The organism is Catalinimonas alkaloidigena, from assembly GCF_900100765.1.
In the GTDB taxonomy this organism is placed as follows: domain Bacteria; phylum Bacteroidota; class Bacteroidia; order Cytophagales; family Flexibacteraceae; genus Mooreia; species Mooreia alkaloidigena.
Genome location: NZ_FNFO01000007.1, coordinates 298,648 through 323,456, shown reverse-complemented (window position 1 = coordinate 323,456; position 24,809 = coordinate 298,648). Strand labels below are relative to the sequence as shown.

Annotated in this window: 21 protein-coding genes; 11 read left to right on the top strand and 10 right to left on the bottom strand. The window is 57.1% G+C overall.

The features are described from left to right. Window positions 1–46: 46 nt before the first annotated feature. From trmD to BLR44_RS18225, 3 genes are read right to left on the bottom strand one after another with little or no spacing between them, the layout of a single operon-like run. Window positions 47–727, bottom strand: coding sequence for a tRNA (guanosine(37)-N1)-methyltransferase TrmD (trmD, locus tag BLR44_RS18235; RefSeq protein WP_089684653.1), 681 nt, complete (start codon window positions 725–727; stop codon window positions 47–49). A 19-nt stretch (window positions 728–746) separates the two neighbouring features. After that, the gene (gene rimM, locus BLR44_RS18230) at window positions 747–1,289 is read right to left on the bottom strand and encodes a ribosome maturation factor RimM (RefSeq protein ID WP_089684651.1); all 543 of its coding nucleotides are present in this window, start codon (window positions 1,287–1,289) and stop codon (window positions 747–749) included. Window positions 1,290–1,294: 5 nt separating this feature from the next. Then, the gene (locus BLR44_RS18225; protein ID WP_089684649.1) at window positions 1,295–1,849 is read right to left on the bottom strand and encodes a 30S ribosomal protein S16; all 555 of its coding nucleotides are present in this window, start codon (window positions 1,847–1,849) and stop codon (window positions 1,295–1,297) included. Between the two features lie 215 nt (window positions 1,850–2,064). On the opposite strand from BLR44_RS18225, the gene BLR44_RS18220 reads away from it, so the two are divergent. Continuing rightward, window positions 2,065–4,566, top strand: coding sequence for a glycoside hydrolase family 9 protein (locus BLR44_RS18220; RefSeq protein WP_218127116.1), 2,502 nt, complete (start codon window positions 2,065–2,067; stop codon window positions 4,564–4,566). 91 nt (window positions 4,567–4,657) lie between these two features. After that, the gene (locus BLR44_RS18215) at window positions 4,658–5,044 is read left to right on the top strand and encodes a nuclear transport factor 2 family protein (protein WP_089684648.1); all 387 of its coding nucleotides are present in this window, start codon (window positions 4,658–4,660) and stop codon (window positions 5,042–5,044) included. 3 nt (window positions 5,045–5,047) lie between these two features. Here BLR44_RS18215 and BLR44_RS18210 read toward each other — a convergent pair whose 3' ends face one another. After that, window positions 5,048–5,929: a YicC/YloC family endoribonuclease gene (locus BLR44_RS18210; RefSeq protein ID WP_089684646.1), complete on the bottom strand. Its 882-nt coding sequence runs from the start codon at window positions 5,927–5,929 to the stop codon at window positions 5,048–5,050. 76 nt (window positions 5,930–6,005) lie between these two features. On the opposite strand from BLR44_RS18210, the gene purQ reads away from it, so the two are divergent. Beyond that, the gene (gene purQ / locus BLR44_RS18205; protein WP_089684644.1) at window positions 6,006–6,707 is read left to right on the top strand and encodes a phosphoribosylformylglycinamidine synthase subunit PurQ; all 702 of its coding nucleotides are present in this window, start codon (window positions 6,006–6,008) and stop codon (window positions 6,705–6,707) included. 84 nt (window positions 6,708–6,791) lie between these two features. On the opposite strand, the gene BLR44_RS18200 is transcribed toward purQ, so the two are convergent. Then, entirely contained in the window at window positions 6,792–10,004 is a 3,213-nt protein-coding gene (locus tag BLR44_RS18200) for a hypothetical protein (RefSeq protein ID WP_089684643.1), read from the bottom strand. A gap of 11 nt (window positions 10,005–10,015) precedes the next feature. After that, window positions 10,016–11,092: an NAD(P)/FAD-dependent oxidoreductase gene (locus BLR44_RS18195; protein ID WP_176956107.1), complete on the bottom strand. Its 1,077-nt coding sequence runs from the start codon at window positions 11,090–11,092 to the stop codon at window positions 10,016–10,018. A 74-nt stretch (window positions 11,093–11,166) separates the two neighbouring features. On the opposite strand from BLR44_RS18195, the gene BLR44_RS18190 reads away from it, so the two are divergent. From BLR44_RS18190 to BLR44_RS18165, 6 genes are all read left to right on the top strand, one after another. Continuing rightward, window positions 11,167–11,814 carry an MBL fold metallo-hydrolase gene (locus BLR44_RS18190; RefSeq protein ID WP_089684639.1) on the top strand — a complete coding sequence of 216 codons (648 nt, stop codon included), beginning with the start codon at window positions 11,167–11,169 and terminating at the stop codon, window positions 11,812–11,814. 1 nt (window position 11,815) lies between these two features. Next, on the top strand, window positions 11,816–12,538 hold the full coding sequence (gene pssA / locus BLR44_RS18185) for a CDP-diacylglycerol--serine O-phosphatidyltransferase (protein ID WP_262482301.1): 723 nt from the start codon (window positions 11,816–11,818) through the stop codon (window positions 12,536–12,538). Further along, complete coding sequence (purS, locus tag BLR44_RS18180; protein ID WP_089684635.1) at window positions 12,535–12,792, top strand: phosphoribosylformylglycinamidine synthase subunit PurS; 258 nt, start codon at window positions 12,535–12,537, stop codon at window positions 12,790–12,792. Before pssA ends, purS begins: the two co-directional genes overlap by 4 nt. A 163-nt stretch (window positions 12,793–12,955) precedes the next feature. Further along, complete coding sequence (gene porU, locus BLR44_RS18175; protein ID WP_089684633.1) at window positions 12,956–16,804, top strand: type IX secretion system sortase PorU; 3,849 nt, start codon at window positions 12,956–12,958, stop codon at window positions 16,802–16,804. Window positions 16,805–16,823: 19 nt separating this feature from the next. Then, the gene (gene porV / locus BLR44_RS18170) at window positions 16,824–18,026 is read left to right on the top strand and encodes a type IX secretion system outer membrane channel protein PorV (RefSeq protein WP_089684630.1); all 1,203 of its coding nucleotides are present in this window, start codon (window positions 16,824–16,826) and stop codon (window positions 18,024–18,026) included. 79 nt (window positions 18,027–18,105) lie between these two features. Next, window positions 18,106–19,398: a M16 family metallopeptidase gene (locus BLR44_RS18165; protein WP_089684628.1), complete on the top strand. Its 1,293-nt coding sequence runs from the start codon at window positions 18,106–18,108 to the stop codon at window positions 19,396–19,398. Window positions 19,399–19,471: 73 nt separating this feature from the next. Here the strand turns inward: BLR44_RS18165 and BLR44_RS18160 are convergent, their stop codons facing one another. From BLR44_RS18160 to gpmI, 4 genes are read right to left on the bottom strand one after another with little or no spacing between them, the layout of a single operon-like run. After that, window positions 19,472–20,056 (bottom strand): YcxB family protein, encoded by a 585-nt coding sequence (locus tag BLR44_RS18160; protein WP_317042801.1) that lies wholly within the window; start codon window positions 20,054–20,056, stop codon window positions 19,472–19,474. Window positions 20,057–20,083: 27 nt separating this feature from the next. Next, complete coding sequence (nadC, locus tag BLR44_RS18155) at window positions 20,084–20,962, bottom strand: carboxylating nicotinate-nucleotide diphosphorylase (RefSeq protein WP_089684626.1); 879 nt, start codon at window positions 20,960–20,962, stop codon at window positions 20,084–20,086. A gap of 40 nt (window positions 20,963–21,002) precedes the next feature. Beyond that, window positions 21,003–21,590, bottom strand: coding sequence for a hypothetical protein (locus BLR44_RS18150; protein WP_089684624.1), 588 nt, complete (start codon window positions 21,588–21,590; stop codon window positions 21,003–21,005). Window positions 21,591–21,598: 8 nt separating this feature from the next. Then, window positions 21,599–23,122 carry a 2,3-bisphosphoglycerate-independent phosphoglycerate mutase gene (gpmI, locus tag BLR44_RS18145; protein WP_089684622.1) on the bottom strand — a complete coding sequence of 508 codons (1,524 nt, stop codon included), beginning with the start codon at window positions 23,120–23,122 and terminating at the stop codon, window positions 21,599–21,601. Between the two features lie 160 nt (window positions 23,123–23,282). Here gpmI and BLR44_RS18140 point away from each other — a divergent pair, with 160 nt between their 5' ends. Both BLR44_RS18140 and BLR44_RS18135 read left to right on the top strand, forming a co-directional pair. Continuing rightward, window positions 23,283–23,681: a DUF4783 domain-containing protein gene (locus tag BLR44_RS18140; protein ID WP_089684620.1), complete on the top strand. Its 399-nt coding sequence runs from the start codon at window positions 23,283–23,285 to the stop codon at window positions 23,679–23,681. Window positions 23,682–23,785: 104 nt separating this feature from the next. Then, the gene (locus BLR44_RS18135; protein ID WP_089684737.1) at window positions 23,786–24,769 is read left to right on the top strand and encodes a radical SAM protein; all 984 of its coding nucleotides are present in this window, start codon (window positions 23,786–23,788) and stop codon (window positions 24,767–24,769) included. Window positions 24,770–24,809: the final 40 nt, after the last annotated feature.

Genomic DNA, 24,809 nt, shown 5'->3' with positions numbered 1-24,809 from the left:
GAAAAATCAGAAGAACCGACAAAATCCTTGCCTAAAAAGGTAAGATTCAGTCTTCTTTCAGCAGATCGGGCCGACGCTCGCGGGTACGGGCCAAGGCTTGGTCGTAACGCCACTGTTCGATGGCCGCTTCGTGGCCCGACAAGAGGATGTCGGGCACCCGCATGCCTTCGAAATCGGCGGGCCGGGTATAGACCGGCGGAGCCAGTAGCCCGTCCTGAAACGAGTCGGTCAGTGCCGAGGTCTCGTCCGACAATACGCCTGGCAGCAGGCGGATCAGCGCATCGGCCACCACCGCAGCCGCCAGCTCTCCCCCCGACAAAACGTAGTCGCCGATGCTGATTTCGTGGGTCACAAATTTCTCGCGGATGCGTTCGTCCACGCCTTTGTAATGTCCACACAGCAAAATGATGTTTTTCAGCAACGAAAGTTGGTTGGCCATGGGCTGGTCGAACCGCTTTCCGTCGGGCGTCATGTAGACCACCGCGTCGTAATTCCGTGCTTCGCTCAGGTGCCGAATGCAGCGGGCAATCGGTTCGGTCATCAGGACCATGCCAGCCCCGCCTCCATAAGCATAATCGTCTACCTGCCGGTGCTTGAACGGCGAATAGTCGCGCAAGTCGTGGACATGCACCTCCACCAGGCCTTTCTGTTGCGCCCGCTTCAGAATCGACTGATCGAACGGACTTTCCAGAATTTTAGGCAGACAGGTAATGATGTCCAGGCGCATGGGCGTGGGTCAAAAAAGCTTACGAATTGAGGTAGATGTCGAGCAGGCCGTCGGGCAGGTGGCAATACAACTCGCGCTTGGTGCGGTCGACGCCTTTTACCACTTCATCCTGAATCGGAATCAGGATCTCGCTTTCGCGGTACTGCATCACGATCAGGTCCTGGGCGGGCAATTCGTACACGTCGGTTATTTCGCCCAGCGGGCCCATCGCCTCGTCGACGATCCGAAAGCCCAGAATTTCGTGGTAATAAAACTGATCGCCTTTGAGCGGAGGCAATGCCTCCAGGGGTAAGAAAAGCCGTGCGCCCCGAAACGGCTCCGCTTCTTCGAGCGAACCGAGTCCCTCCAACCGCATCAGCGTCAGGGGGCCCGTCAGGCGCATGGACTCCACAAAAAAAGGAATCAGTCGGGCAGAGCCGTCTTCCTGACGGAGTTCTACCAAGACTGATTCCAAATGTTCGTATCGACCGGGATCGTCTACGTCCAGAAAAATGCTCAGCTCTCCGCGCAAGCCGTGGGGCTTACGCACGGTTCCCAGCAAAAAGCACTCTTCCGGATTCATAGGGACTACTCCTGTGTCTCTTCAGCCGGTGCTTCTGCTTCGCCTTCTTCACCGCCTTCTGCGTTGGCAGCAGCGGATTCGGCTTCCGCAGCAGCGCGTGCTTCTTCTTCGCGCTTACGCTGCGCTTCGGCACGGGCTTCGTTTACCTTGGCTTCGGCAGCCAGACGTGCTTTCTGCGCGTCGGCACGTTTCTGTGCCAGCTGGTCCACCTTGCCGGTAATTTTGGCTTCTTTTTCTTCTTTCCAGGTAGCAAACTTTTCGTCCGCTTGCTCTGCCGTCAGTGCTCCTTTGCGCACACCCGCTTGCAGGTGCCGACGCAACAGTACGCCTTTGTACGACAGCATGGCGCGCACGGTGTCGCTCGGCTGGGCCCCATTCTGCAACCACTGAAGCGCTTTGTCTTCGTTCAGGTCGATGGTTGCAGGGTTGGTGTTAGGATTGTACGTGCCGATTTTCTCGACAAAACGGCCATCTCGCGGCGAACGCGAATCGGCTACTACTACATCGAACAAGGCCAGTTTTTTACGGCCACGACGAGTTAATCTGATTTTTAAGGGCATGGATCTATGCGTTAGTGTTTAATGACGGAGCCCGTCCGCCGGAAACAGGGCGGCAAAATTAGTTAATTAGATTTTCATAAGAAAGCGCGATGCCCTGATTTTCCACACGTAATTCTTCCGATGCTTCATTTCGCTGGAGCCCTTTCTTCCGAAGCGAGTATGTCGCCCGGTTGGCCCTCTTCTTTTCCTTGTACCGATAAAGAATGCTTTTTTCCATGACACGCAGCGCTTTTTTGCTCAGCACCTTCTTTTGGCTGGCCGGCATGCTGGGCCTTTCCGCACAAACACCGGCGACTTCTCCCGACACCACGCTTCGGCTCAACGCACAGGAATACCTGGAAATGCCCGGCCTGAACGTGATGCTGGCGCACGATTTTTATCCGGAAGGCCACCAGGGCGGTGTCGGCATCATTCAGAACGGGCTGCGCGTGGCGACCAACGGCGATTTGCGGCTGGAGCCGACGCCCGGCCAGTGGCAGCCCGTTCCCAAAGTGGGCGAACGGCAGGTCGATCCGGCCACGCAGGAAATTAGCGTTCGGATGGCCTATCCTGATCCGGAAAAAGACCGCAAGGGCTTCAATCCGGTGATTTATCCCGACCTGCAGTTCAGCTATGTCCTGAAAGTGCGCCCCGAAGGAAAGGCGTTCCGCATCAGTGTCGACCTCGACGAGCCGCTCCCCGAGGCCTGGGTCGGCAAAGTAGGGTTCAACTTCGAGTTGTTTCCGGGCATTTTGTTCGGAAAGGCGTATTACATGGACGGACAGGCGGGCATTTTCCATCCGCAGGCCAACGGCCCCGGCTACCTCGACGAAAACGGCGACTACCAGCTGGTGCCGATGGCCGTAGGCAAACAACTGGTCGTGGCGCCCGAAGCCGAGCGCCAGACAATGGTGATCGAAAACCTTCAGCGCGACAGCCTTCAGTTGATCGACGGGCGGGCGCGTCATACCAACGGCTGGTTTGTGGTACGGTCGCTGGTGCCCCGGGGCGCTACGAAAAACGCGATCGAATGGCGCATTACGCCCCACGCCCTTCCGGGCTGGCAACACGATCCGGTCGTGCAGGTATCGCAGGTAGGCTACCATCCGAAACAGCAGAAAATTGCGGTCATCGAAACCGATCCGCACGATACGCGAACGCCGCCGGCAATTCTGTGGCGGGTGTCCGAAACCGGCGGACGGGAAAAGGTGCTGGAAACCCGCCCTCACGACTGGGGCAACTTTCTGCGGTACCACTATTACCAGCTCGATTTCACGTCTGTCGAACAACCGGGCCTCTACCAGGTGGAATACGGCGACTACCGCACTGAGCCGTTTCAGATCAAGGAAGACATTTACCAGCGCGAGGTGTGGCAGCCTACGCTGGAGTATTTCCTGCCCGTGCAGATGTGCCACATGCGCGTCAACGACCGCTACCGCGTTTGGCACGACTTCTGTCACCTCGACGACGCCCGCATGGCCCCCACCGACACCAACCACTTCGACGGCTACCTGCAAGGGCCCTCGACGCTGACGTCTTACCAAGGGGGCGATCCTGTGCCGGGACTGAACCGGGGCGGATGGCATGACGCCGGTGACTTCGACCTGCGGGTCGAGTCGCAGGCGAAAACGGTGCAGGGACTGGCGCTCGCCTACGAGGCGTTCGACGTAGCGTACGACAACACCACCATCGACCAGCAGACGCGTGTTGTGGAAATTCATCAGCCCGATGGCAAACCCGACATCCTCCAGCAGATCGAACACGGCGTCCTGACGATCGCCGGAGGGTACCGGTCGCTGGGGCGGTTGTACCGGGGGATCATCTGCCCTTCGCTTCGGCAGTACGTGCTGTTGGGCGATGCCGCAGCCATGACCGACAACACGGTGTTTCAGCCCGACCCGACTTTAACCGCGGTGCCGCCGATTGGCCAGCCCGGCTCGCCCGACGACCGCTGGGTGTTTACGGAAGAAAATCCCGGCCGGGAGCTGTCGGTGGCAGCCGGACTGGCCGCCGCTGCCCGCGCCCTGAAAGACTACAACCCGACGATGGCGCAGGAGTGCCTCACCATTGCGCAGGCGCTCTGGGACCGTACACAGGAGAAAAATCCGCTACAGCGGGTCGACGCGGCGGTCGAACTTCTGCTCACCACCCGGGAAAAGAAGTATGCCGACTTTCTGGTCAGCCAGACCGAGGCGATCCGTCAGAACATCGCCCGTACGGGTTGGATCGTGGGGCGATCCCTGCCGCTGGTCAATCAAAAGAAGTATACGCGGACCATTCGCGACGCGGTGAAACAATACCGCGCACAAATCGATGCCCAAGGCCAGAAGACCCCGTACGGCGTGCCTTACGAACCGAACATCTGGGGCGCAGGTTGGGGCATTCAGCACTTTGGGGTGGAGCAGTACTTCCTGCACACCGCCTTTCCCGACCTGTTTCCTGCCGACTACATGCTGCACGCCATGAACTTTGTGCTGGGCTGCCATCCGGGCACCAACACCGCCTCGTTTGCGTCGGGCGTGGGCGCGCGCTCGCTACTGACGGCCTACGGCCTTAACCGGGCCGACTGGTCGTACATTCCCGGGGGCATCGGCTCGGGTACCGCCCTGATCCGTCCCGATTTTCCGGAGCTGCTCACCTGGCCCTTTCTGTGGCAACAGACCGAATACGTGCTGGGAGGCGGCACCACCGACTACCTGTTTCTGATTCTGGCGGCCGACCACCTGATGAATCCCTGAAGCGTTTCGTCCGTGTTGGTAAACATCTGCCCGACTTAGCGGTTGGTTTGATAATAACTTTTTGATTTTCAAACGTATAACCAACGCAATTATGGCTACGCAACTGGCAGATCAATTCATAGAAGCTTTACAGAAACTGGAATCGGACCACGATGTGGATACGATCGTGTCGTTATTTGCCGACGACTGTGAAGTGGGCAACCTGGTCTCGAACGAGAAGTTTCACGGGACCGACGAAGCTCGGAAATTCTGGACGCACTACCGCGAAACGTTCGGTGACGTACACTCTACGTTTCAAAACAAAATCATAAACGACCACACCGTTGCGCTGGAGTGGACCACCGAAGGCGACAACGGCAAGGGCCAGGACGTCTCGTACCGGGGCGTGAGCATCCTGGAGACCAACGGCGATAAAGTCGTGCGCTTTTTTGCCTACTTCGATCCGAAGGCGCTGGGCCAACAGGTACAACAGGCGTAAACGTCAGAGGACGTTCATGCTCTGTTCCTTGATTTTTTCCAGCTCTTCTTTCATGTCGACCACGAACCGTTGAATCTGCGCATCGTTGGCTTTCGAGCCGATGGTGTTGATTTCCCGTCCGATCTCCTGGGCGATAAAGTGGAGTTTCTTCCCGGAATGGCCCGGCTGTTTCAGCACTTCCAGGAAGTAACCCAGATGCGCCCGGAGACGGACTTTTTCTTCGTTGATGTCGAGCTTTTCGAGGTAATACAAAATTTCCTGCTCGAAGCGGCTGTCGTCGACGTGCTCTTCCGGAATCAGTTCCCGGACTTTGTCGCGCAGGCGTTCGCGGACTGCCGCCACACGCCGGGGGTCTTGTTGCTCTACCTGCAGCAGCAGGCCGCCGATGTGCTCCACGTTGCCGCGCAGGCTCTCTTGCAGCACTACGCCTTCGTCCGTCCGGAATTGCAGGCATTTGTCCAGTGCGGTTTCCAGCGCGCCCCGTATCACGTCCCAGTCGACCGTCAGGGTTTCCGGCACGTCTTCGGCCGCCTGCAAAATATCCGGCATGTCCAGCACTTTGGTGAACAGCCCTTCGGTAGAAGCGCCCAGCTCCGCGGCGGCGGTGCGGATCGTTTCGTAATATTCCCGCAGCAGCGCCTGGTTGATCTGTACTTTCCCACGATTGGCGCTCTTGTCCTGGATGTCGACGATGAGGGCGATCTTTCCGCGTTCCAGGCGCTGGGCGACCAGTTGTCGCACTTCCGGCTCGCGGTCGTTCAACGCACGAGGCAGACGGAGGGCCAAATCCAGAAATTTCGAGTTTAGCGCCTTCACTTCTACTGTAATACTGAACTGTTCGGTCTCGACGGCCGCAGAGCCGTAACCGGTCATGGATAAAATCATACGTACTGATTAGAATATTGCCTGCAATATTCGTAAAACTGCACAAGAAACAGCGGAAACCCTATCTTTGCAAGTAATGAAATTTGGTGTTGTCATTTTTCCTGGCTCCAACTGCGACGAAGACATGGTCTACGTCCTGAGCCGCGTGATGCAGCTGGAAACGGTACGTCTCTGGCACAAGGATACTGACCTGCAAGGCTGCGATGTGATTGTGTTACCCGGCGGTTTTTCGTACGGTGACTACCTCCGTTCGGGAGCGATTGCCCGCTTCTCTCCGATCATGGAGCCGGTCATTGCGCACGCGCAGAACGGCGGTATGCTGATGGGGATTTGCAACGGATTCCAGATTCTGACGGAGGCCGGTCTGGTCCCGGGGGCGCTGCTGCGCAACGTAGAGCAGAAGTTTATCTGCAAAAACGTGTACATCCGTCCGCAGACCGACCGCTCGCCCCTGACGGCCGCCCTCGACCTGCAGAAAGCTTACAAAATTCCGGTGGCACACGCCGAAGGGCGGTACTATGCCGACGAGGCCACGCTGCGTCAGCTCAACGAAAATGACCAGATTCTGTTCCGCTACTGCGACGCATCCGGTCAGCTTACGCCCGAGGCGAACATGAACGGTTCGATCGAACACATCGCGGGGGTATGCAATGCGGAGCGAAATGTATTTGGCATGATGCCACACCCTGAACGTGCCGCCGACGAAGCCCTGAGCAACACGGACGGACGCGCCTTGTTCGAGTCAGTGGTGGCGAAGGCACTACAGTTCCAGAGTTAATTGCGCTGCCCAGGCGCTAACCCATAAAAAAGGCAGGTCGTAGAACCTGCCTTTTCTGTTTAAGCATCCGATTTCCCTGACGATTTAGAAATCATAACCCAGTGTCAGGTACAGTTTCGGATCCAGCACTTTGTAGTCTTGCATGCCCCAGGCTACATCAAACTTCACAAAATAGCCCAGCAGCACGGTGCGCACGCCCGCGCCATAGCCCGTCAGGAACGGATTGCGGTAGTTGATCACCGTAATTTCGAACGAGTTTTCCGGCGGCAGCGGCAGGCGTTGGGTGTTCAGGCTGTTGTTGCGGTTGAAGGGCGAACCGCCCGTCCAGGCTGAGCCCACATCAGTAAACGCCACCAGTTGCAGGTTGCGGAAAAAGGCCGACGAGATAGGCCCGCGGTAGAAATACCGCACCAGCGGAATGCGCAGCTCGGCATTGAACAGCAGCACACTGTGCCCATACAGGGTATTGTAGCTGAAGCCGCGCAGGTTCGTCGCAAATCGGTTGAAAAGCCAGTCGACGCGGTCGGTGGTAGACGTAATGCCCGACGGCGGTGTGCCCAAGGGGTCGTCCGCTTTGTTGGTGGTGTTGGTGCTGGAAAACAGCCAGTTGTCCATTCCCCCCAGCAGGTAGTTTTTGGCCGAGCTCCCGCCCGTAAAGGTGCCGTAGAAACCGCGCAGCGCCAGCACGATGTTGCGGTGCAGGGGTTGGTAATGCCGGGCATCAACAAAGAAGTTGCCGAAGCTTTTGTTGGGGTTCTGCCAGTTCCAGAGGTGTTCGAAGCGGGCGCGCACCCGCGTTCCGGTCAGGATGTTCAGCCCCCCGGACAAGGTATTGTCGAACACGTACTCGACCTGCGCCCCCGCGTAGTTTTCGTTTTTGTCAGGCGTGTAAATCTGGTTGATGCCACTTTCGTCCGACAGTTTGGTGCGGGCGTAAAGCGGACCGCCGCTGATCCGACTGGCCACCGAGAAGGGATAAGACGCCTCGGCATCGAAACGCGCCAGCGCATACCGGTAGGCCCGGTCGTCTTCCAGTCGGTGGTAAATGATTTCGCGCCGGCCTTTCACCCGAAAGTCCACCCGCTTTTTCAGGTACTGGTATTCGCCGTAAATGCGGCTGCTTTGTAACAAATTGTTGGTAAAGGGCAGCACCCCGATCCGAATCTTATGATTCTCGAACATGTCCGTCATGCCCGTTTCGATCAGAATCCCCAACCCTAACACCCGCAGCGGGTCCACATAAAACGAGGAGACCACCTGGTCGGTACTGAGGCGATTGGTGTACTTGTACGGCCCGCGGATCACGACCTCGGGCGCGGGGCCTTCTACAAACGTAGGACGCGGCTCCGGTGCCACTTCTTCGGGTTGCTCATCGGGCGTGGTGCCTTTCTCGGATTCGAAAACGTAGTGGTTGATGTCGATCTCTTCCGGACTCAGGGCCTGGTCGTCGTCCGTTGGTGTCGGTGCAGCGCCCGGTGTCGTCGCACTGCCTTTTTCGGTACGGGTCGGGTCATCTACATTGGCCGATGACTGTCGGTTAGTGGCCTGCGTGCGTACTTCTTGCTGAGCCGCAAAACTGGGTTCGTAATACATGTACTCGCGCTCGTCGTTGCGCATCTGAAACGCCAGCTTGAGCGTCTCGTTGCCCCGGGCATCGTACGCCAGAATGTTCTGCCGAAAATCGGACAATTGAATGGTGCGGGCGGCGGCGGGCTGGTAACGGTAGAGGCTACGAATCCCGCTCTGCGCACTCAGAAACAGAAGATCGCCCCCGACCAACGGTACCGGCTGCGTCCCGAAAATCGGCTCATCGGCCAGCGGACTGACCTGACCGTCGCGCAGCACAAACAGTTGAGCAGGTTGGTTCTTCAGCTTTTTCAGGAGCTGCACTTCACTCAGGGTGGCGGTATCGGCAGCGAAAGGCCGGTTCGAACTGAACACCAGATCGGTAGAGTTGGGCAGAAAACGGGGCGACAGATCGTCGTACAGATCGTTGGTCAGGCGCGTCAGTTTCCCGCGACGCCAGTCGTAGAGGTAAAGGTCGTTCCGCCCGTCCTGATCGGCGCTGAGCACCAGCGTACGGCCATCGGACGCAATGTCGACATCGGAAATCTGATTTACGCTCGTCAGTTCGCGATGATCGCTCGTTCCTTTTTCCAGGTCCAGTGTGCGCAGCACAATCTCGCCGCTCTTGACAGAAATGATCAGCAGTTCGTTCTCTCCTTTCCAGGCCAGTAACGGCAAATTCGAGTCGATTTCCTGTTTCAGCACTTTGTACCCTTCGCGGTACACAATGCGCCGCTTGTCGTTTTGCAGGTCGGTGACGATCACACGGAACCGCCCCCGGTCGTTTTCGGAGTACGCCATGTACCGGCCATCGTCGCTAATGCGCACGTCGTTGTAGTCGAGGTGGCGGCGGTTGCTGCGGCGCTGGCGCTTGCTGTCTTCGGGCATGCGATGCCCTTCTTCCACGCGCTCGGCGGCCGAACGGTAATAGCTTTCCCAGTCCGATTCAATGCGGTCGTAGGGCACGCCCAACGTGCTTCCGATGCTGGTTTCCTCGTTGCGGATGATGCGCGTCAGGTTCAGAATGTTGGAAATGCTGCCTTTGCCGTAGGTTTCGGCAATGTAGTTCCAGAACGATTGCCCGGCGATGGTCGCCGTTTCGCCGGTCAGGCGGGGCAGCCGCCGCAGGTTGTCTTCCATCAGCAGATCGCGCATGTAGTCGTCCATCTGGAGGCTCCACCCTTCTGCCGCATAGAGCGCAGCTCCTTCGGCAAACCAGTCGGGTAGGCTCAGCAGGTACGAACTCTGCACCATGTCTTTCAGGCTGCCGCCGTACATCATTTCACGGACCAGCGTGCGCGCAATGCCCAGCGAAATCTCGCGCCGAAATGCTTCCTGGTTGCCTTCGAACGGAATCTCGATGATGGATTTGGTCAGGTTGGTCTGTCCCCCACCAACCAGCGAATTTTCTTCGTCCAGCCCTACGTTGCTCTGCCGCAGGTCGGCTTTGGAACTGTAGACGAACAGCTTGATCCGCGAGTATGGCGCAAAGCCCAGCAGATCGCTGATGCGTCGAAATTCTTCTTCGGCGATGTACGTCGCCTGCCGGGCCAGCGTAGCGCCGTCCTGATAATAATAAATGTTGAAGTTGTTGCTGCTCAGGTATTGCCAGTCGAACTGCTGGTACTGAATCCGGTTTTTGCCGAACGAAGTCTGCGCCGACTGGCCCACCGCGGTGGTGGCAAGGCCACAGCCCAACAGCAGCCCTAGAATGCGTAATCGAACGTGCATGTATGCAGAGGTCAAATGGATGAGGTCTTACCGATAAACGAAAAATAACGATTAATATTGACTTGCGGGTCCAGATCAGCCTTTCCTTCTAAAAATTCGGCAAAGCGTTCGGCCCACCACGGAGCCAGCGATACGCCTTTGGTTCCCAAGCCGTTAAAAATACCGAGCTGCGGGTGCGTAGGGTGCAGCCCCAGTTGCGGACGGCGGTCGCGGCTGGTGGGACGCAGACCCGCTACCTGGTCGAGCACCGTCGTCTCTGCGGGGTACAAGCCCTGCAGTTTTTCCAGCAGTTCCAGGCGTGCCCGTTCCGTAGGCACAGTCGTCAGGTCGCTGTGGTCGAACGTAGCCCCGACCCGCACTTCGCCCGGCGCCACCGGCACCATAAATACGTGGCGATTGAAGATAACGTTCGGTAGCTCGGTGTGGGTTCGCAAGCGTAAAATTTCTCCTTTGTTGGGTACGATCGGCAACGCCCGAAACCAGGGATTGTTGCGCACCGCCGCGCCCTCACAAAAAATCAGCCGGGCGGCCCGCCAGTCGGGTCCGGTCACCCCCTCGTCCGATATTTTAATTTCCTGATAATCGAACGATTCCTGCCGGTAACTTTCGCGTTCGTGCAGGTAGGCGCGAGTCGCCTCCAGAAAATGGGGCACGTCCAGATAGCCCGATTGCAGCGTCTCCAGCCCTCCGTACGGAGCGTGCACCCACGCACGGTAGGCGGCGTGGCGATCGCCCAAGCGCATGAATTTCCCAAAGAGGGGATCACCGCTTTTTCCGGTCAGCGTATTCTGCTCTTCCATGCTGCCGAAAGGCCGATATACCGGCATTTCGTGCAGAAAGCGGGTGTGCCAGCGCTGTTCCCAACGTGGGTAAAACTGCCGCAGGAACGGAAAAAGCTGCGCGGCCCCCCAGGTCAGCGACAGGTGGCGCCCCGTGATGGGATTGTACAGTCCGGCGGCCACCCGAGAGGCACCGTCGGGGCGCGGCTGGTCCACCACCAGCACCGCATGGCCCCGCTCCAACAGGGTCAGTGCCAGGACAGAACCGGCCAGGCCCTGCCCCACAATGACGTACTCAACTTCTTTCACGTAAAAACTGGTTTTGGAATACAAGCTGCTTCCCGCAAATTTGCACCTCCTTTGCCGAACCTGTCTTCAAAAGTATGCAGCTCCAGCGTTTCACGTTCAATCCCTTTCAGGAAAACACGTATGTGTTGTACGACACCACGGGCGAGTGCATCGTTGTCGACCCGGGTTGTTCTACTCCCCAAGAAGAGCAACGCCTGACGAACTTCATCGCCCAACAGCAATTGAAGGTGGTTCGGCTGGTGAATACCCACGGCCATGTCGATCACGTCCTGGGCAATTATTTTGTGCATTCGCACTACAAGGTGGACCTCGGTACCCACCACTTGGATGAGCAGACGCTGCGGTCGGTCAAGGTCTATGCCCCCAGCTACGGCTTCACTGGCTACACGGAAGTACTGCCGGCCTATCATCTGGAAGAAAACACGACGCTCACGTTCGGCGAATCATCGCTCGAGATCCGGTTTGTGCCGGGACATGCGCCGGGCCACATCGTTTTTTACAGCGCGGCGGATGGATTTTGTGTGGCGGGCGATACGCTTTTTCGCGAGAGCATCGGCCGCACCGACCTGCCCGGCGGCGATCACCAGACGCTGCTGAACAGCATTCGGTCCGACCTGTTTTCCCTGCCGGACGAAACGGTCGTTTACCCCGGCCATGGTCCCGAAACGACCATCGGGCACGAAAAAAAGTACAATCCGTTTTGTCGTCTTCCCCTCGCCTGACGTGACCATCCGCCGCCATATACCGAATCTGCTTACCTGCGGCAATTTGCTGTGCGGGTGCTTTGGAGTGCTGGAAACTTACCGCCATCACCTGAACGTTGCGGCCGTGCTGATGGCCGTGGCCGCGCTACTCGATTTTGCCGACGGCTTTGTGGCGCGGGCGCTGCACGCGCATTCGCCCATCGGGAAAGAACTCGACTCGCTGGCCGACATGGTGACGTTCGGCGTATTGCCGGGGGCCATTCTGTTTATGCTGCTGGAACAAGCCGGAGCCGGACCCCTGTTTACGCTCGGCAGCTTGGTGGTGGAAGGAGCCCACATTGCCTTTCTGATTCCGATCTTTTCGGCGCTGCGGCTGGCCAAGTTCAACATCGACACGCGCCAGAGCGATCAGTTCATCGGGGTGCCTACCCCGGCCAACGCCCTGTTTTTCGCTTCGTTTCCGTTGATTCTGACCGGCCGGGCCGACACACTCGTGGGCGCATGGTTGCAGAATCCGTGGCTTCTCGGCGCACTGGCAGTGGTCATGTCGCTGATGCTGGTGGCGCCGCTGCCGCTGTTCGCCCTGAAATTCAAAAGCTTCCGGTTGGCCGACAACCGGCTGCGTTATCTGTTTATTTTACTATCGCTGGTGCTGCTGTTTGCGCTTTCGTACGTGGCCGTACCGCTGATCGTTCTCCTGTACATTGCACTATCCGTTCTGAAACTCCTGTTTACCTCATGAAATTTACCGCTGAAATCAACGTCATGCCCCGTCGCGAAATTCTGGACCCGCAGGGCAAAGCCGTGCGCCTGGGACTGCACAACCTCGGCATCGACAGCATTGAACAAGTCCGCATTGGCAAACACATGACGCTGCACCTGGAAGCCGCCAACTCAGAGGAGGCCCGCCAGAAGGTGGAAGAAGCCTGCCAGCGCCTGCTTGCCAACGCCATTATGGAAAATTACACGTTCGAAATTCTGGAAGGAGAATCCTAGGAATTGAGCGGTCGGAAGACAATATCGGACCAATTTCGGAGTTTATCTTTTGCAGAAGGAAGTATACAAGGATAAGCGTTCTGTTTCCAGGATGAAGCACAATGCCCCTTCATCCTCCTGAACTCCCCGATTCTCCACAAGGAAGACTCTGAATGAAGCACCCATGACGCTTGTCTGCCGGATACGGTTTTTACTGGCAGTTGCCTGGCTCAGCGCAGGTTCCCTGATGGCCCAACCGGGTACAGAGGCTACCCGGGCGCGTGTGCGCCTGTCGTGGGAAACACCCAGGACACTGCCCAACCAGCCCGCTAAGCGCCTGACATTTGCCGAAGCGTCTTACCCGGACGAACAGACGGGGCTTCCCGCCCACACGTTGTTTCTGGAAGACGCCGTTGCGGAGTTTCAGTTCGTGGAGGCGACCTACGAGCCTTTGACCACCGAAGAGCAGTCACTGTTGCAAGGTGCGCTGCTGCCGACCCACCCCGCGGTCGATCTGACGCCAGTCGTGTATAAAAAACGTCCGGCCACTTACGTGTCGTTTGTGCCGCTGCGCCGGAATCCGCAAACGGGCGCGGCCGAAAAGTTAGTTTCGTTCGCCTACGCGTACCGCTCCGATCCAACCCAAGGGCGCACTGTTTCTGCCCCCGCACGGACGCAAAGCTTCGCCACCAGTTCGGTGCTGGCCAGCGGCAAGTGGTACAAAATCGGCGTCACGGAGAGCGGGATCTACCGGATCGACCGGTCGCTGTTGCAGCAAATGGGGTTCGATCCTGGTGTAGCGCCCGCACAACTCGCCCTCTACGGGCAAGGCGGAGGCATGCTGCCCGAATCGCTGACGGAAGCGTATTACGACGACCTTCCCGAAAACGCCATCTCGGTGCACACGCGCTCCGACGGTTCGTTCGATTACCTTCTTTTTTATGGAGAAGGACCGCACACGTGGCAGTACGAGCCGGGAAACGGGCGCTTCCAGCACACGATCAACATCTATTCCGACACGACGTATTACTTCCTGACGGTCAAAGAAAACCAGCCCGGCCTGCGCATCGCCGACGCAGGCGCGACGCTTTCGGGCACGGAAGTCACCACGTTCGACGAGCATTTTTTTTACGAAATAGAGCAAAATAAGCTGACGCTGGAACTGCCCTCGGGGCGCGAGTGGTACGGCGATGTGTTCACCTCCACGTCCCTGGAACGGCAACTTTCGTTTTCGACGGAAGGGTTGGTGGAAGGCACGACCAGCACGCTGGAAGTCCGGGCGGTCAGCACACGTCGCGGCACGGGCAGTTCGTTGCTGCGCGTGACGGCCAACAACCAGACCCTCGGCACCTTATCGTTCCTCGGCCTGACCGGCCAGTACGATCAGTTGCGCAAAGCCGGTGCCGTCTATACGCCAACGCTAAGTGGCGATAACCTGTCGCTCCGCTTGCGGTACGACTACAGCGGTGCTCCGGCAGCCGTGGCCTACCTCGACTACATAGCCCTCAACTACACCCGACGCCTGGCCTTGTATGGTAACACGACGCTGTTCCGGGCGGCCCGTAGTCGCGACGAAGCGCTGACCTACCGCTTCGACAACCTGCCGGACGGCGCTGACATCTGGAACATTACCGACCCGATCCGCCCCACTCGCCAGCGCTACGAGCGTAACGGCAGCACAGCGCGTTTCGGCGCGGCCTCTACCGGCGTCGTTCAGGAGTACATAGCCTTTCAAGGGACAGGCACCGCGCCGTACCTGATCGGCAACGTACTGAATCAGAATCTACACGCCTTAACTCCTCCCCACTTGCTGATCCTCACGGTTCCGGCCCTGATGGCAGAAGCCGAGCGGCTGGCCTATTTCCGGCAACAAAACGACGGTTTGTCTACGGCGGTAATCTCTGTACAACAGGTCTATAACGAGTTTTCGTCTGGAGCCCAGGACCTGGCCGCCCTGCGCAACTTTGCGAAAATGCTGTACGACCGCGATGCCAACACGTTTCGCTACCTGCTGCTGTTCGGTAGCTGTTCGTACGATTACAAGAATCGCGTCGCCGACAACACCAATCTGGTCCCGATTTTCGAAAGCGAAGTACGCTCATCGGTCATCAGTGAGCTGAACAGTTTTTCGTCCGACGATTTTGTGACGTTTCTGGATGAGGCCGACCGCATTGACCTCTGGGTGCAGGAAGGCCGCTCGGCAGCCGTTACCGGCGACATCGGGGTGGGTCGGTTGCCGGTAACGAACGCAACCGAAGCGAAAGCCATCGTCGACAAACTGATCCATTACGAAACCGATCAGACCACGCTGGGCAACTGGCGCAACCGGGTGATTCTGCTGTCCGACGATGGCGACAATAACCTGCACATCGACCACGCCGACGCCATGGGGCAGTTGATTCAAGCCAACGATTCTACCTACAACCTAGAAAAGGTTTACCTCGACGCCTATACGCAGGTCAACACTGCGCAGGGCGAACGCTCGCCGGATGCGCGGCAGGCCCTGAGCAACGCCATCCAGAAAGGGGCGTTTCTGTTCAACTACAGCGGCCACGGCAACGAAAGTGCGTTGATGGACGAGCGGCTATTGGAAAGCGCGCAGATTGAAGAGTTTACCAACTACGACCAGTTGGCCTTTTTTGTCACGGCGACGTGCGACTTCGGGCGGTACGACGACCCGGCCGAACGCAGCGGCGGCGAGCGGATCATTCTAAGCCAGGGGGCCGGCATTGGTGTGTTTACCGCGACGCGACTCGTTTATACCAATACGAACCGCGCCATCAACACCCGGTTCTACCAGAGCGTGTTCGAACGCACCGACGGCGCGTGGCCCCGGCTGGGTGATGTGGTACGCATGACCAAAAACCGTGATGCGCATCAGCCCAACAACCGAAATTATGGCATGTTAGGCGATCCGTCTATGAAACTGGCCTACCCCGTCGATCAGGCCGTCATTACGCAGTTCAACGGGCAGCCCATCGGCACGGGCGATACGCTGAAGGCGCTGGAACGGGTATCGCTGGCCGGCGAAATTCGGGCCTACGGCAGCAGTGCCGTCAAAGAAGATTTCAACGGGACGATTCTGGTCACCGTTTTCGACAAGCCCACCAAGCTACAGACCCGTGGCTCCGCCAACGCTCCCTACACGTATACGGTACAAAAAAACATCATCTACAACGGCTCCGCCACCGTGAAAAACGGCCGGTTCAGTCTCGCATTTGTGGTGCCCAAAGACATTGATTACCAGTACGGTCAGGGAAAAATAGCCCTGTATGCACGGCAAGATGCTTCCATGCAAGACGCCAACGGCAGCACCCAACGCATGCTGATCGGCGGATTGGGCGAAAATGTCGCGAACGACAACCTGCCTCCCGACATCGCGCTGTTTATGAACGACACGACGTTCGTGTTCGGAGGCACCACGTCGCCCAACGCTACGCTGATCGCCCAACTGGTCGACGAAAACGGCATCAACCTTTCGTCGTCGGGCATTGGGCATGATATCACCGCTACCCTCGACAACAATACGGAAGATACCTACATCCTAAACGATTATTACGTCACGGAACCCGATGACTATCAGCGCGGAACGGTAACATACCAATTTAAAGAGCTACCTTTGGGCCGCCATCAGCTTACGCTAAAAGCCTGGGATACGCACAATAATTCGGGGCTGGCAACGCTTGAGTTTGTAGTGGCAGACAACGCCGGACTGGCGTTGAAAAACGTATTGAATTATCCGAACCCTTTTACCACGCACACAACGTTCCATTTCGACCATAACCAACCAGGACAACACCTAGAAGTGAGGGTTCAGATTTTTACCGTTGCGGGTAAGTTGGTGAAATCCCTCTTGCTAGACGCGCCCAACAGCCCCAGCCACATTGGTACCACCGGTCACGAGATTGTGTGGGACGGGCGCGACGAGTGGGGAGATCGCATCGGGCGCGGCGTTTACATTTACAAAGTGGATGTCCGGTCTTCGGAAGGCTCCAAAGCACATCAGTACGAGAAATTGGTCATTTTGAACTAGTATTAATTTTAACATACGTATGATTCGTAAGATTTCACGCGGATTTTTATGGGTAGTGCTGAGCGGTATGAGCGTCGGTGCCTTTGCCCAAAACGTTAGTGGTCAGGAGTATGACGGGCTGCGCACCATTACCACAGCGATGCCGTTTCTGACCATCTCGCCCGATGCCCGGGCCGGTGCCCTGGGCGACGCCGGCGTGGCGACTTCGCCCGACGCCAACTCCATCTACTGGAACCCTGCCAAAGCGGCTTTTCTGGATAAAAAATTCGGTGGTTCTGTTTCGTACACGCCCTGGTTGCGGAACCTGGGTGGCATCAACGACGTCTTTCTGTCTTATCTGTCGGGGTATTACAAACTCAATCCCCAGAGCGCACTTCAAATGTCGCTGAACTACTTCAACCTGGGCAACATTCAGTTCACCGACGCTACCGGCGCCGAAGGTCTGAATTTTGTGCCGAACGAGTTTGCCATTTCGACCGCGTATTCGCAACAACTGAGCGAGCGCCTGAGCGTCGGGGTGGGCATCAAATTCCTGCACTCTAACCTGTCGGGTGGCCAGGCCGTCACCGCCCCGAACGGCTCGCAAAGCACCAAAGCGGCGAACGGAGCCGCAGCCGACCTCGCGGTGTATTACCGCAACCAGGACCTTTCGATTGGCGGTACACCGGTTGAACTGGCACTGGGAGCGGCCATCACCAACTTGGGCCCGAAGGTCACCTATACCACGCAGGACGAAGCCAGTTTTCTGCCGACCAACCTGCGGTTAGGCACGTCTGTGACGTTCGACCTGGACCCTTACAACAAACTCAGCCTGATTTTCGACGCCAACAAGCTGATGGTTCCGTCACCGCCCATTTACGGGGATGATGATTCGACGATCGTAGCCGGTAAAAACCCGGATCGTAGCTTCTTCAGCGGTTTCTTTGGTTCCTTCGCCGATGCGCCCGATGGCTTCTCGGAAGAATTGAAAGAGTTTACGCTGAGCGGCGGTGTCGAATACTGGTACAACAATCTTTTCTCCGTACGGGGAGGTTATTTCCATGAGAACGACATGAAAGGCGGCCGCCAGTACTTTACCACGGGGGCGGGTCTGCGCTACCAGTTGTTCGGGCTGGATTTTGCGTACCTGATTCCGCTTCAGCAAAACCACCCGCTGGGCGAAACCCTACGGTTTACGCTGCACCTGGACCTGGCGTCGGGTGCTAACTCGGCCAGCAACTAAGCGAAGCGCACAGCAAGCGTAGAAATTTCGGATATTTGCACCCCTACTTGCCTTTTGCAGTAGGGGTTTTTCTTTTTTTATGATGCAGCAACTCGACCGAACGTTAGCCCCCTCCTACCATCCGATTACCGACCTGACGCTGGTACAAGCGCAAACGCACTACCTGAGCAACGGCCTGCCTGTCCACGTCGTTCATGCCGGCACGCAGCCCATTGTTAGCGCCGAACTGGTGTTTCCGGCCGGAAACTGGTACGAACCCGCCAAAGGGGTCGCCTTTTTTCTCAGCAAAATGCTGACCGAAGGAACGCAACAGCGGTCCGGTGCCGATCTGATGGAGGCCTTTTCGGCCTATGGTTCGTTCTTGCAGGTGAGCCATTCGCAGGATCATTTCTACGTCCACGTCTATTCGTTGCGACGCTACCTGCGCCCCGTGCTGGCGCTGCTGTGCGAAGTGATTACGGAAGCCAGCCTCCCGGCCGACGAACTCGAAAACATTCGAAAAATTCAGCTCCAGAACCTGCAGGTCAATCGCCAGAAGACGTCGTTTATGGCGGGGCGCGCGTACCGAAACCTGATTTTTGGCGACGCACATCCGTACGGCGGAGGCGCTCAGGAAGAAGACCTCGCCGCGATTACACAACCTCAGTTGCAGGCGTATTACGAGGAGCGTATACAATCCCTGGCGGGTGCCGACCTGATCTTATCTGGCGATTGCGATGCCACCGTATTGGCTGAAGTGGAAGCGACCCTTGGCCAGCTGACGCGGCAGCCGCTCCGCGACTCGCCTGCCATTCCGCCCGTACCGCCGGCGGCGAAACGACACGAAACCATCGCCTTTCCGGCCAGCCTCCAGTCGACTGTGCGCATGGGGCAGCATTTGTTCACCAAAGATCATCCGGACCTGTTCCGTTTCAAGGTGCTGAACGAAGTATTTGGCGGTTACTTCGGGTCGCGCCTGATGAAAAATATTCGGGAAGAGAAAGGATTCACTTACGGGATCTACTCGGGCTATTCGGCTTTTCTGCACGCCGGGTTGTGGGTCATCGGCGCTGACGTGAAGAAAGAAGCCACCCTGCAAACCCTGGAGGAAATTTATCACGAGATGGACGTACTGCGGCAGGAGCTTATTCCCGAGAACGAATTAACCACCGTCCGGAACTACATGCTGGGCAGCCTGGCGGGTAGCATCACCACGCCCTTTGCCCTGGCCGACAAGTTTAAATCCATTTATTACCACAACCTGGGCTACGATTATTACGATCGCTTTGTCGACACCATTCGGACAGTAACGGCCGAAGAGCTGCGCGAAACGGCCCGGCTGTATTTCGATCCGGAAAAACTGGTAGAAGCCATCGCGGGTGGACGCGAATAACGCCCGCAGGGCATAAGAAAGCGCCTGCGTTTCTTCAGAACACAGGCGCTTTTTTATGGATCCATCTTTTGGCTTACGCCGCGGTCTCGTTCGTGGCCTCCGGCTTGGGCGGAAGCAGATTTTTGCGCCGCAACAACGCCTCGGTCAGACGCAGATCGTGCTCCGAATTGAAAATGGAGAACGGCAGGTAGATAAACTGCGCACGCGAAATGTGAAGCATGAAAGCATCTTTTTGCTTCTCTGCCTTCTTGATGTTGTCCCAGCTAAACTGCATCCCTTCTTTGGCGTTGACGCGCATCAGGATGGTTTTCCCGTTGAGTTCGTAGCTGAACCGTTCGAACATCACCTTAAACTGGTCGAGCTGCGTGACCCCGACGAATTGCACCAGCCAAAACAGCAGGTACAAAATCAGGCCGACGACCGCTGCTACGATGAACCACACCGCGGCTTTGGGGAAGATAAACCCGACGGCCGCCACGCCTACCGCAATCAGGAAGACCCACCACTGTTGCCGCAATACCTCCAGAAAAGCCAGCTTGATGTACTTCGACGTCTCCAACTGGTACTTCTTGGTTTTGACGCCCACCAGGTTCTGCTCAGTCATGCCGTAGGGTGGGCGGTATCCCATAGCCCTTCCCGCTCCAGATCGTTTACTCATATGAAAAGATAGTTAAGCTTTTGTTCTTTAAAATGCCTTCAGACTCAGGTCCAGACTTCGGAATGAATGGGTCAGCGCACCCACCGAAATAAAATCGACCCCCGTTTCTGCCACCGCACGGATGGTCTCTTCCGTAATGCCCCCCGAAGCCTCTGTTTCGTAGCGATCGCCGATTTGCGCTACAGCGCTGCGCATCTGGGCGGGCGTCATGTTGTCGAGCATGATCCGGTCCATCCCCCCAACGGCGAGGGCTTCGGTCAGCTCGGCTTCGTTGCGCACTTCAATTTCTACGGGGATGCTCAGGCCGTGGCGGTCGCGATACGCCTGGGTGGCTTCCAACGCCGCGCGCACGCCCCCCGCATAGTCAACATGGTTATCTTTCAGAATGATGCCGTCGAACAACCCGAACCGATGGTTCTCACCGCCGCCAATCAGCACCGCCCATTTCTCCAGCATGCGGAAGCCGGGCGTGGTTTTGCGCGTATCCAGCAAGCGCGCCGACGTGCCTTCGATGAGCTTTGCCATCTGGTGAGTGTAGGTAGCAATCCCGCTCATGCGCTGCATGCAATTGAGCACCAGCCGTTCTGCTTTCAGAATGGAGCGGGCGCTTCCGGAAACAACCAACGCTACGTCGCCGGCCTTCACCTCAGCGCCATCCGGCAAAAATACCGTTAGCTCCAGGTCGGGGTCTACGTGTCGGAAAATCCGTTCGGCCAATTGTACCCCCGCCAAAACACCGGCGTCTTTCACCAGCAGACGGGCTTGTTGCCGGGCTTCTGCGGGCACAGCGGCCAACGAAGAGTGGTCGCCGTCGCCTACGTCTTCCACCAACGCCTGTTGGATGAACAGTCGCAACGCGGCTTCGGTCAGATAGGGGGGCAAGAGCGAAGGATTGGTTGTATTCACGCCGCAAAATTAACGGATTTCGGGCGGAAGCACCGAAAAATCAGGGCACCACCTGTACCTCTACGTCAAACCGTACCGAATCGCGTAAAACCAGTTTTTGGTAGCCTTTCAGGCGGTAATGGGTCACCTGTACTGCTTCCTGCGCCTGAGGCTGGCACTCCAACATCAACTGGCGGCGCGAGTCGTACAGAAGATTGTGGCTCCGCAAATCGGCGCGTAGCCCCAGCACCTCCCCGGTGTTGGGTTCCATCGTCACCTGCAGCTTGTCGACAGGCAAATCCTGATCCAGGGCTGTGTACACCACCGTCCGCCCCGCATCGGTCGCTACCGTGTCGATCGTATAGCTATCGCGCCAGGCAGGTTTGTTCAAGTCTGCGTCGCGAAACTGCGCCAGTTCTCTGCTCCAGTCGACCTTCTGCAACTGCTTCTCTTGGCGCTCACCATCGATGAATACCCGCTTGGTAAGGGCGGGCTGCTTTTGTTGCAGAAGCGCCACCTGCGTGTCGACAAAGCCTTTGACGTCGAAAAAGCGCGGCGCTTCTCCTGCCAGGGTGCTCTCGGGTCGTTCGACACAGCCCCCTGACAGCAGAAGCGCGAGCCCAAGCCCATACGTAAGCCTGATCTTCATAATCGTATTTAGTCGGCCAAGAGCGAAGTCCCCGTCATCTCGGCCGGCTTTTTCACGTCCATCAACGACAGAATGGTCGGTGCCAGATCGCCCAGTACGCCGTCGTGCAGAGCGTTGTGAGGATCGTTGCTCACCAAAATGCACGGGACCAGATTTGTGGTGTGGGCCGTGTTGGGCGATCCGTCGTCGTTCACCATGTAGTCAGAGTTGCCGTGATCGGCGATAACGATGATGTCGTAATCGCTCTTGAGTGCCGCGTCGCAAACGGCTTGCGCACACTGGTCTACCGTTTCGCAGGCTTTAACAGCCGCTTCAAAAACGCCCGTGTGGCCTACCATATCGGCGTTCGCGAAGTTCAGGCAGATAAAATCGGCCGACTTCTTTTCCAGTTCCGGAATGATTTTGTCGCGAATGTCTTCCGCGCTCATTTCAGGCTTCAGGTCGTAAGTAGCCACTTTAGGCGACGGACACAACAGGCGGCTCTCGCCGGGAAATTCCTCCTCGCGCCCGCCCGAAAAGAAGAACGTTACGTGCGGATACTTTTCGGTTTCGGCAATCCGAATCTGCTTCTTGCCCGCGTTGCTCAGCACTTCGCCCAGGGTGTTGTGGAGGTTATCTTTTTCCAACACCACTTTCACGTTCTTGAACGTATCGTCGTAGCGCGTCAGGGTCACATAATAAAGCTTGAGCGGATGCATGTCCTGCTCCGGAAAGTCCTGTTGCGTCAACACCTGCGTAATCTCCCGACCGCGGTCGGTCCGGAAGTTGAAGCACAGCACGGCGTCGTCCTCCTGAATGGTCGCGACGGGCGCGCCTTCGGCCGTGACGTGCACAATCGGTTTGATGAACTCGTCCGTTACGTCCTCGTCGTACGACTCCTGCACGGCTTTTAACAGGTCCTGGGCTTTCTTACCCTGGCCATGCACCAGCAGATCGTACGCCAGTTTTACCCGCTCCCAGCGTTTGTCGCGATCCATGGCGTAGTAACGCCCGATGACCGAAGCTACCTGACCGCCGGTCTGGGCCAGGTGCGCCTGTAATTCCTTCAGATATCCGGCTCCGCTTTTGGGGTCGGTATCGCGCCCGTCGGTAAAGGCGTGGACATAGACGGCCGGAACGCCCGCTTCGGCCGCGAAAGAGCAAAGCCCTTTCAGGTGGTTGATGTGCGAGTGGACACCGCCGTCCGACAACAGGCCGATGTAATGTAATGGCTTGTTCTGCGTTTTGCAGTAGGCAAACGTTTCGCTCAGGATCTCGTTGTCTTTCAGCGTTTTCTCATCAATGGCTTTGTTGATTTTCGCCAGATCCTGGTAGACGATGCGTCCGGCCCCGATGTTCATGTGCCCTACTTCCGAGTTGCCCATCTGCCCTTCGGGCAAGCCGACCGCCATTCCGGAGGCGTTTAGTTTACTGTGGGCGTACTTTCCGTATAAACTATCGATGAAAGGCGTATTGGCTTGGTCGATGGCCGAAACTTCCGGCTTGGTAGCGATGCCCCAGCCGTCCAGGATCATCAAAAGAACTTTCTTCATAAGATTCTATTTAGAAGGATTATGCGAATATCTTACGTGGTGGTCGGTGGCGTACCCGAAATGAGTAACTTCCCCGGGTATAGGGTTGCAAAGATGCCGGAAAATTTGACAACTAGGCCCGATACTCTGGCATAGTTTTAGTGCCAATTATCCTTGAATTATGAAAAACGTTATATCTGTTTTCATCATCGCGCTTTCTGTTCTCATCCAGACGTCTGATGCGCAGTCGTCCGACCAGGTACTGGAAGAAACCCGCCGCTCGTTGAAATCGGGCAGTTCGCGCGAACTGGCTCGCTACTTTAACGAAGCCGTGGAACTGGGGTTCGACGGGCAGAAAGCCTCGTATAGCAAGACACAAGCGGAGTTTGTGATCCGCAACTTCTTTCAGCAACATCCCCCCACCAATTTCGATTTTGTGCACCGGGGAACTTCGAAAGAGGGCATTCGCTATTGTATCGGCAAGTACAGCTCTACGGAAGGTGCTTACCGGGTTGTGCTGTTGATCAAACCCGTACAAGGGAAGTACCTGATCGATACGATGGATTTTATGAAAGAGTAAACAAGAAGCTTAAAAGGTTTGTAGAAGCGCCGGTGGGATCATCGGCGCTTTTTTTATTGCAGAAGGCCCCCTTGACCCGTACTTTGCCCCGAAAGTTGATTGCTGTGCGCCTTATTTCGCATCCGGTTCTGTGCAACTATTACGTGACCTATCGCTGCAACGCCGCGTGTTCGTTCTGCGACATTTGGGAGCGCCCATCGCCTTATGTTACGCTTGCGAACGCCGAACAAAACTTACACGACCTCCGGCGGCTCGGCGTGCGGGTGGTTGACTTCACAGGGGGAGAACCGTTGCTGCACCGGCAAATCGATCAGCTGCTGGCGTTGGCCAAGCGGCAAAAGTTGATTACTACCCTGACCACCAACGGGTTGCTGTACCCCAAATGGGCCGAACGCCTCCGCGGGAAGGTCGACATGCTGCACTTTTCACTCGATTATGCCGACGCCGAACGCCACAATGCCGCCCGCGGCGTGGCTTGTTTCGACAAAGTGATGGAATCCATCCAGATCGCGCGTGCCCTGGGCGAACGTCCCGACATCTTGTTTACCGCCTTTCCCGATAACCTGGATCACATCGGACGCGTGTGGGAAGAAGTCTGCCTGCCGAACGATCTGGTACTCATCCTCAATCCGGTTTTTTCGTACGGCGATGTGGCCGACGACGCTCAACTGAACGCTGACGCCTTGGCTACCCTGCGGGCCTGGGGCAAACGCAAGAATGTGTACTTAAACGAAGCTTTTCTGCAATTGCGTACCGACGGCGGCAACCATACCGCTGCACCCGTGTGCCGGGCCGGGAGCACTACGGTGGTCATTTCTCCGGAAAATACGCTGGTTTTGCCCTGTTATCACCTCGGCCAACAGGAATTTCCGATTGAAAATCAGCTCTACCACCTCTACCGTACCGAAGCCGTGCAACGACTCGTCGCCCAGGAAGGAAGGCTCCCCGCGTGCGAAGGATGCACCATCAACTGTTACATGCAGCCTTCGTTTGCAGTGGAAATGAACCGTTACTGGTGGAAGGCCCTGCCCAGCACGCTGAAGTACAATTACATGAAAGGAACCTGGAAACAATTATTTGCCCGATGAGCCAACCTTTTGAAGTTCAGCAGGGTTAACACGTAGGATT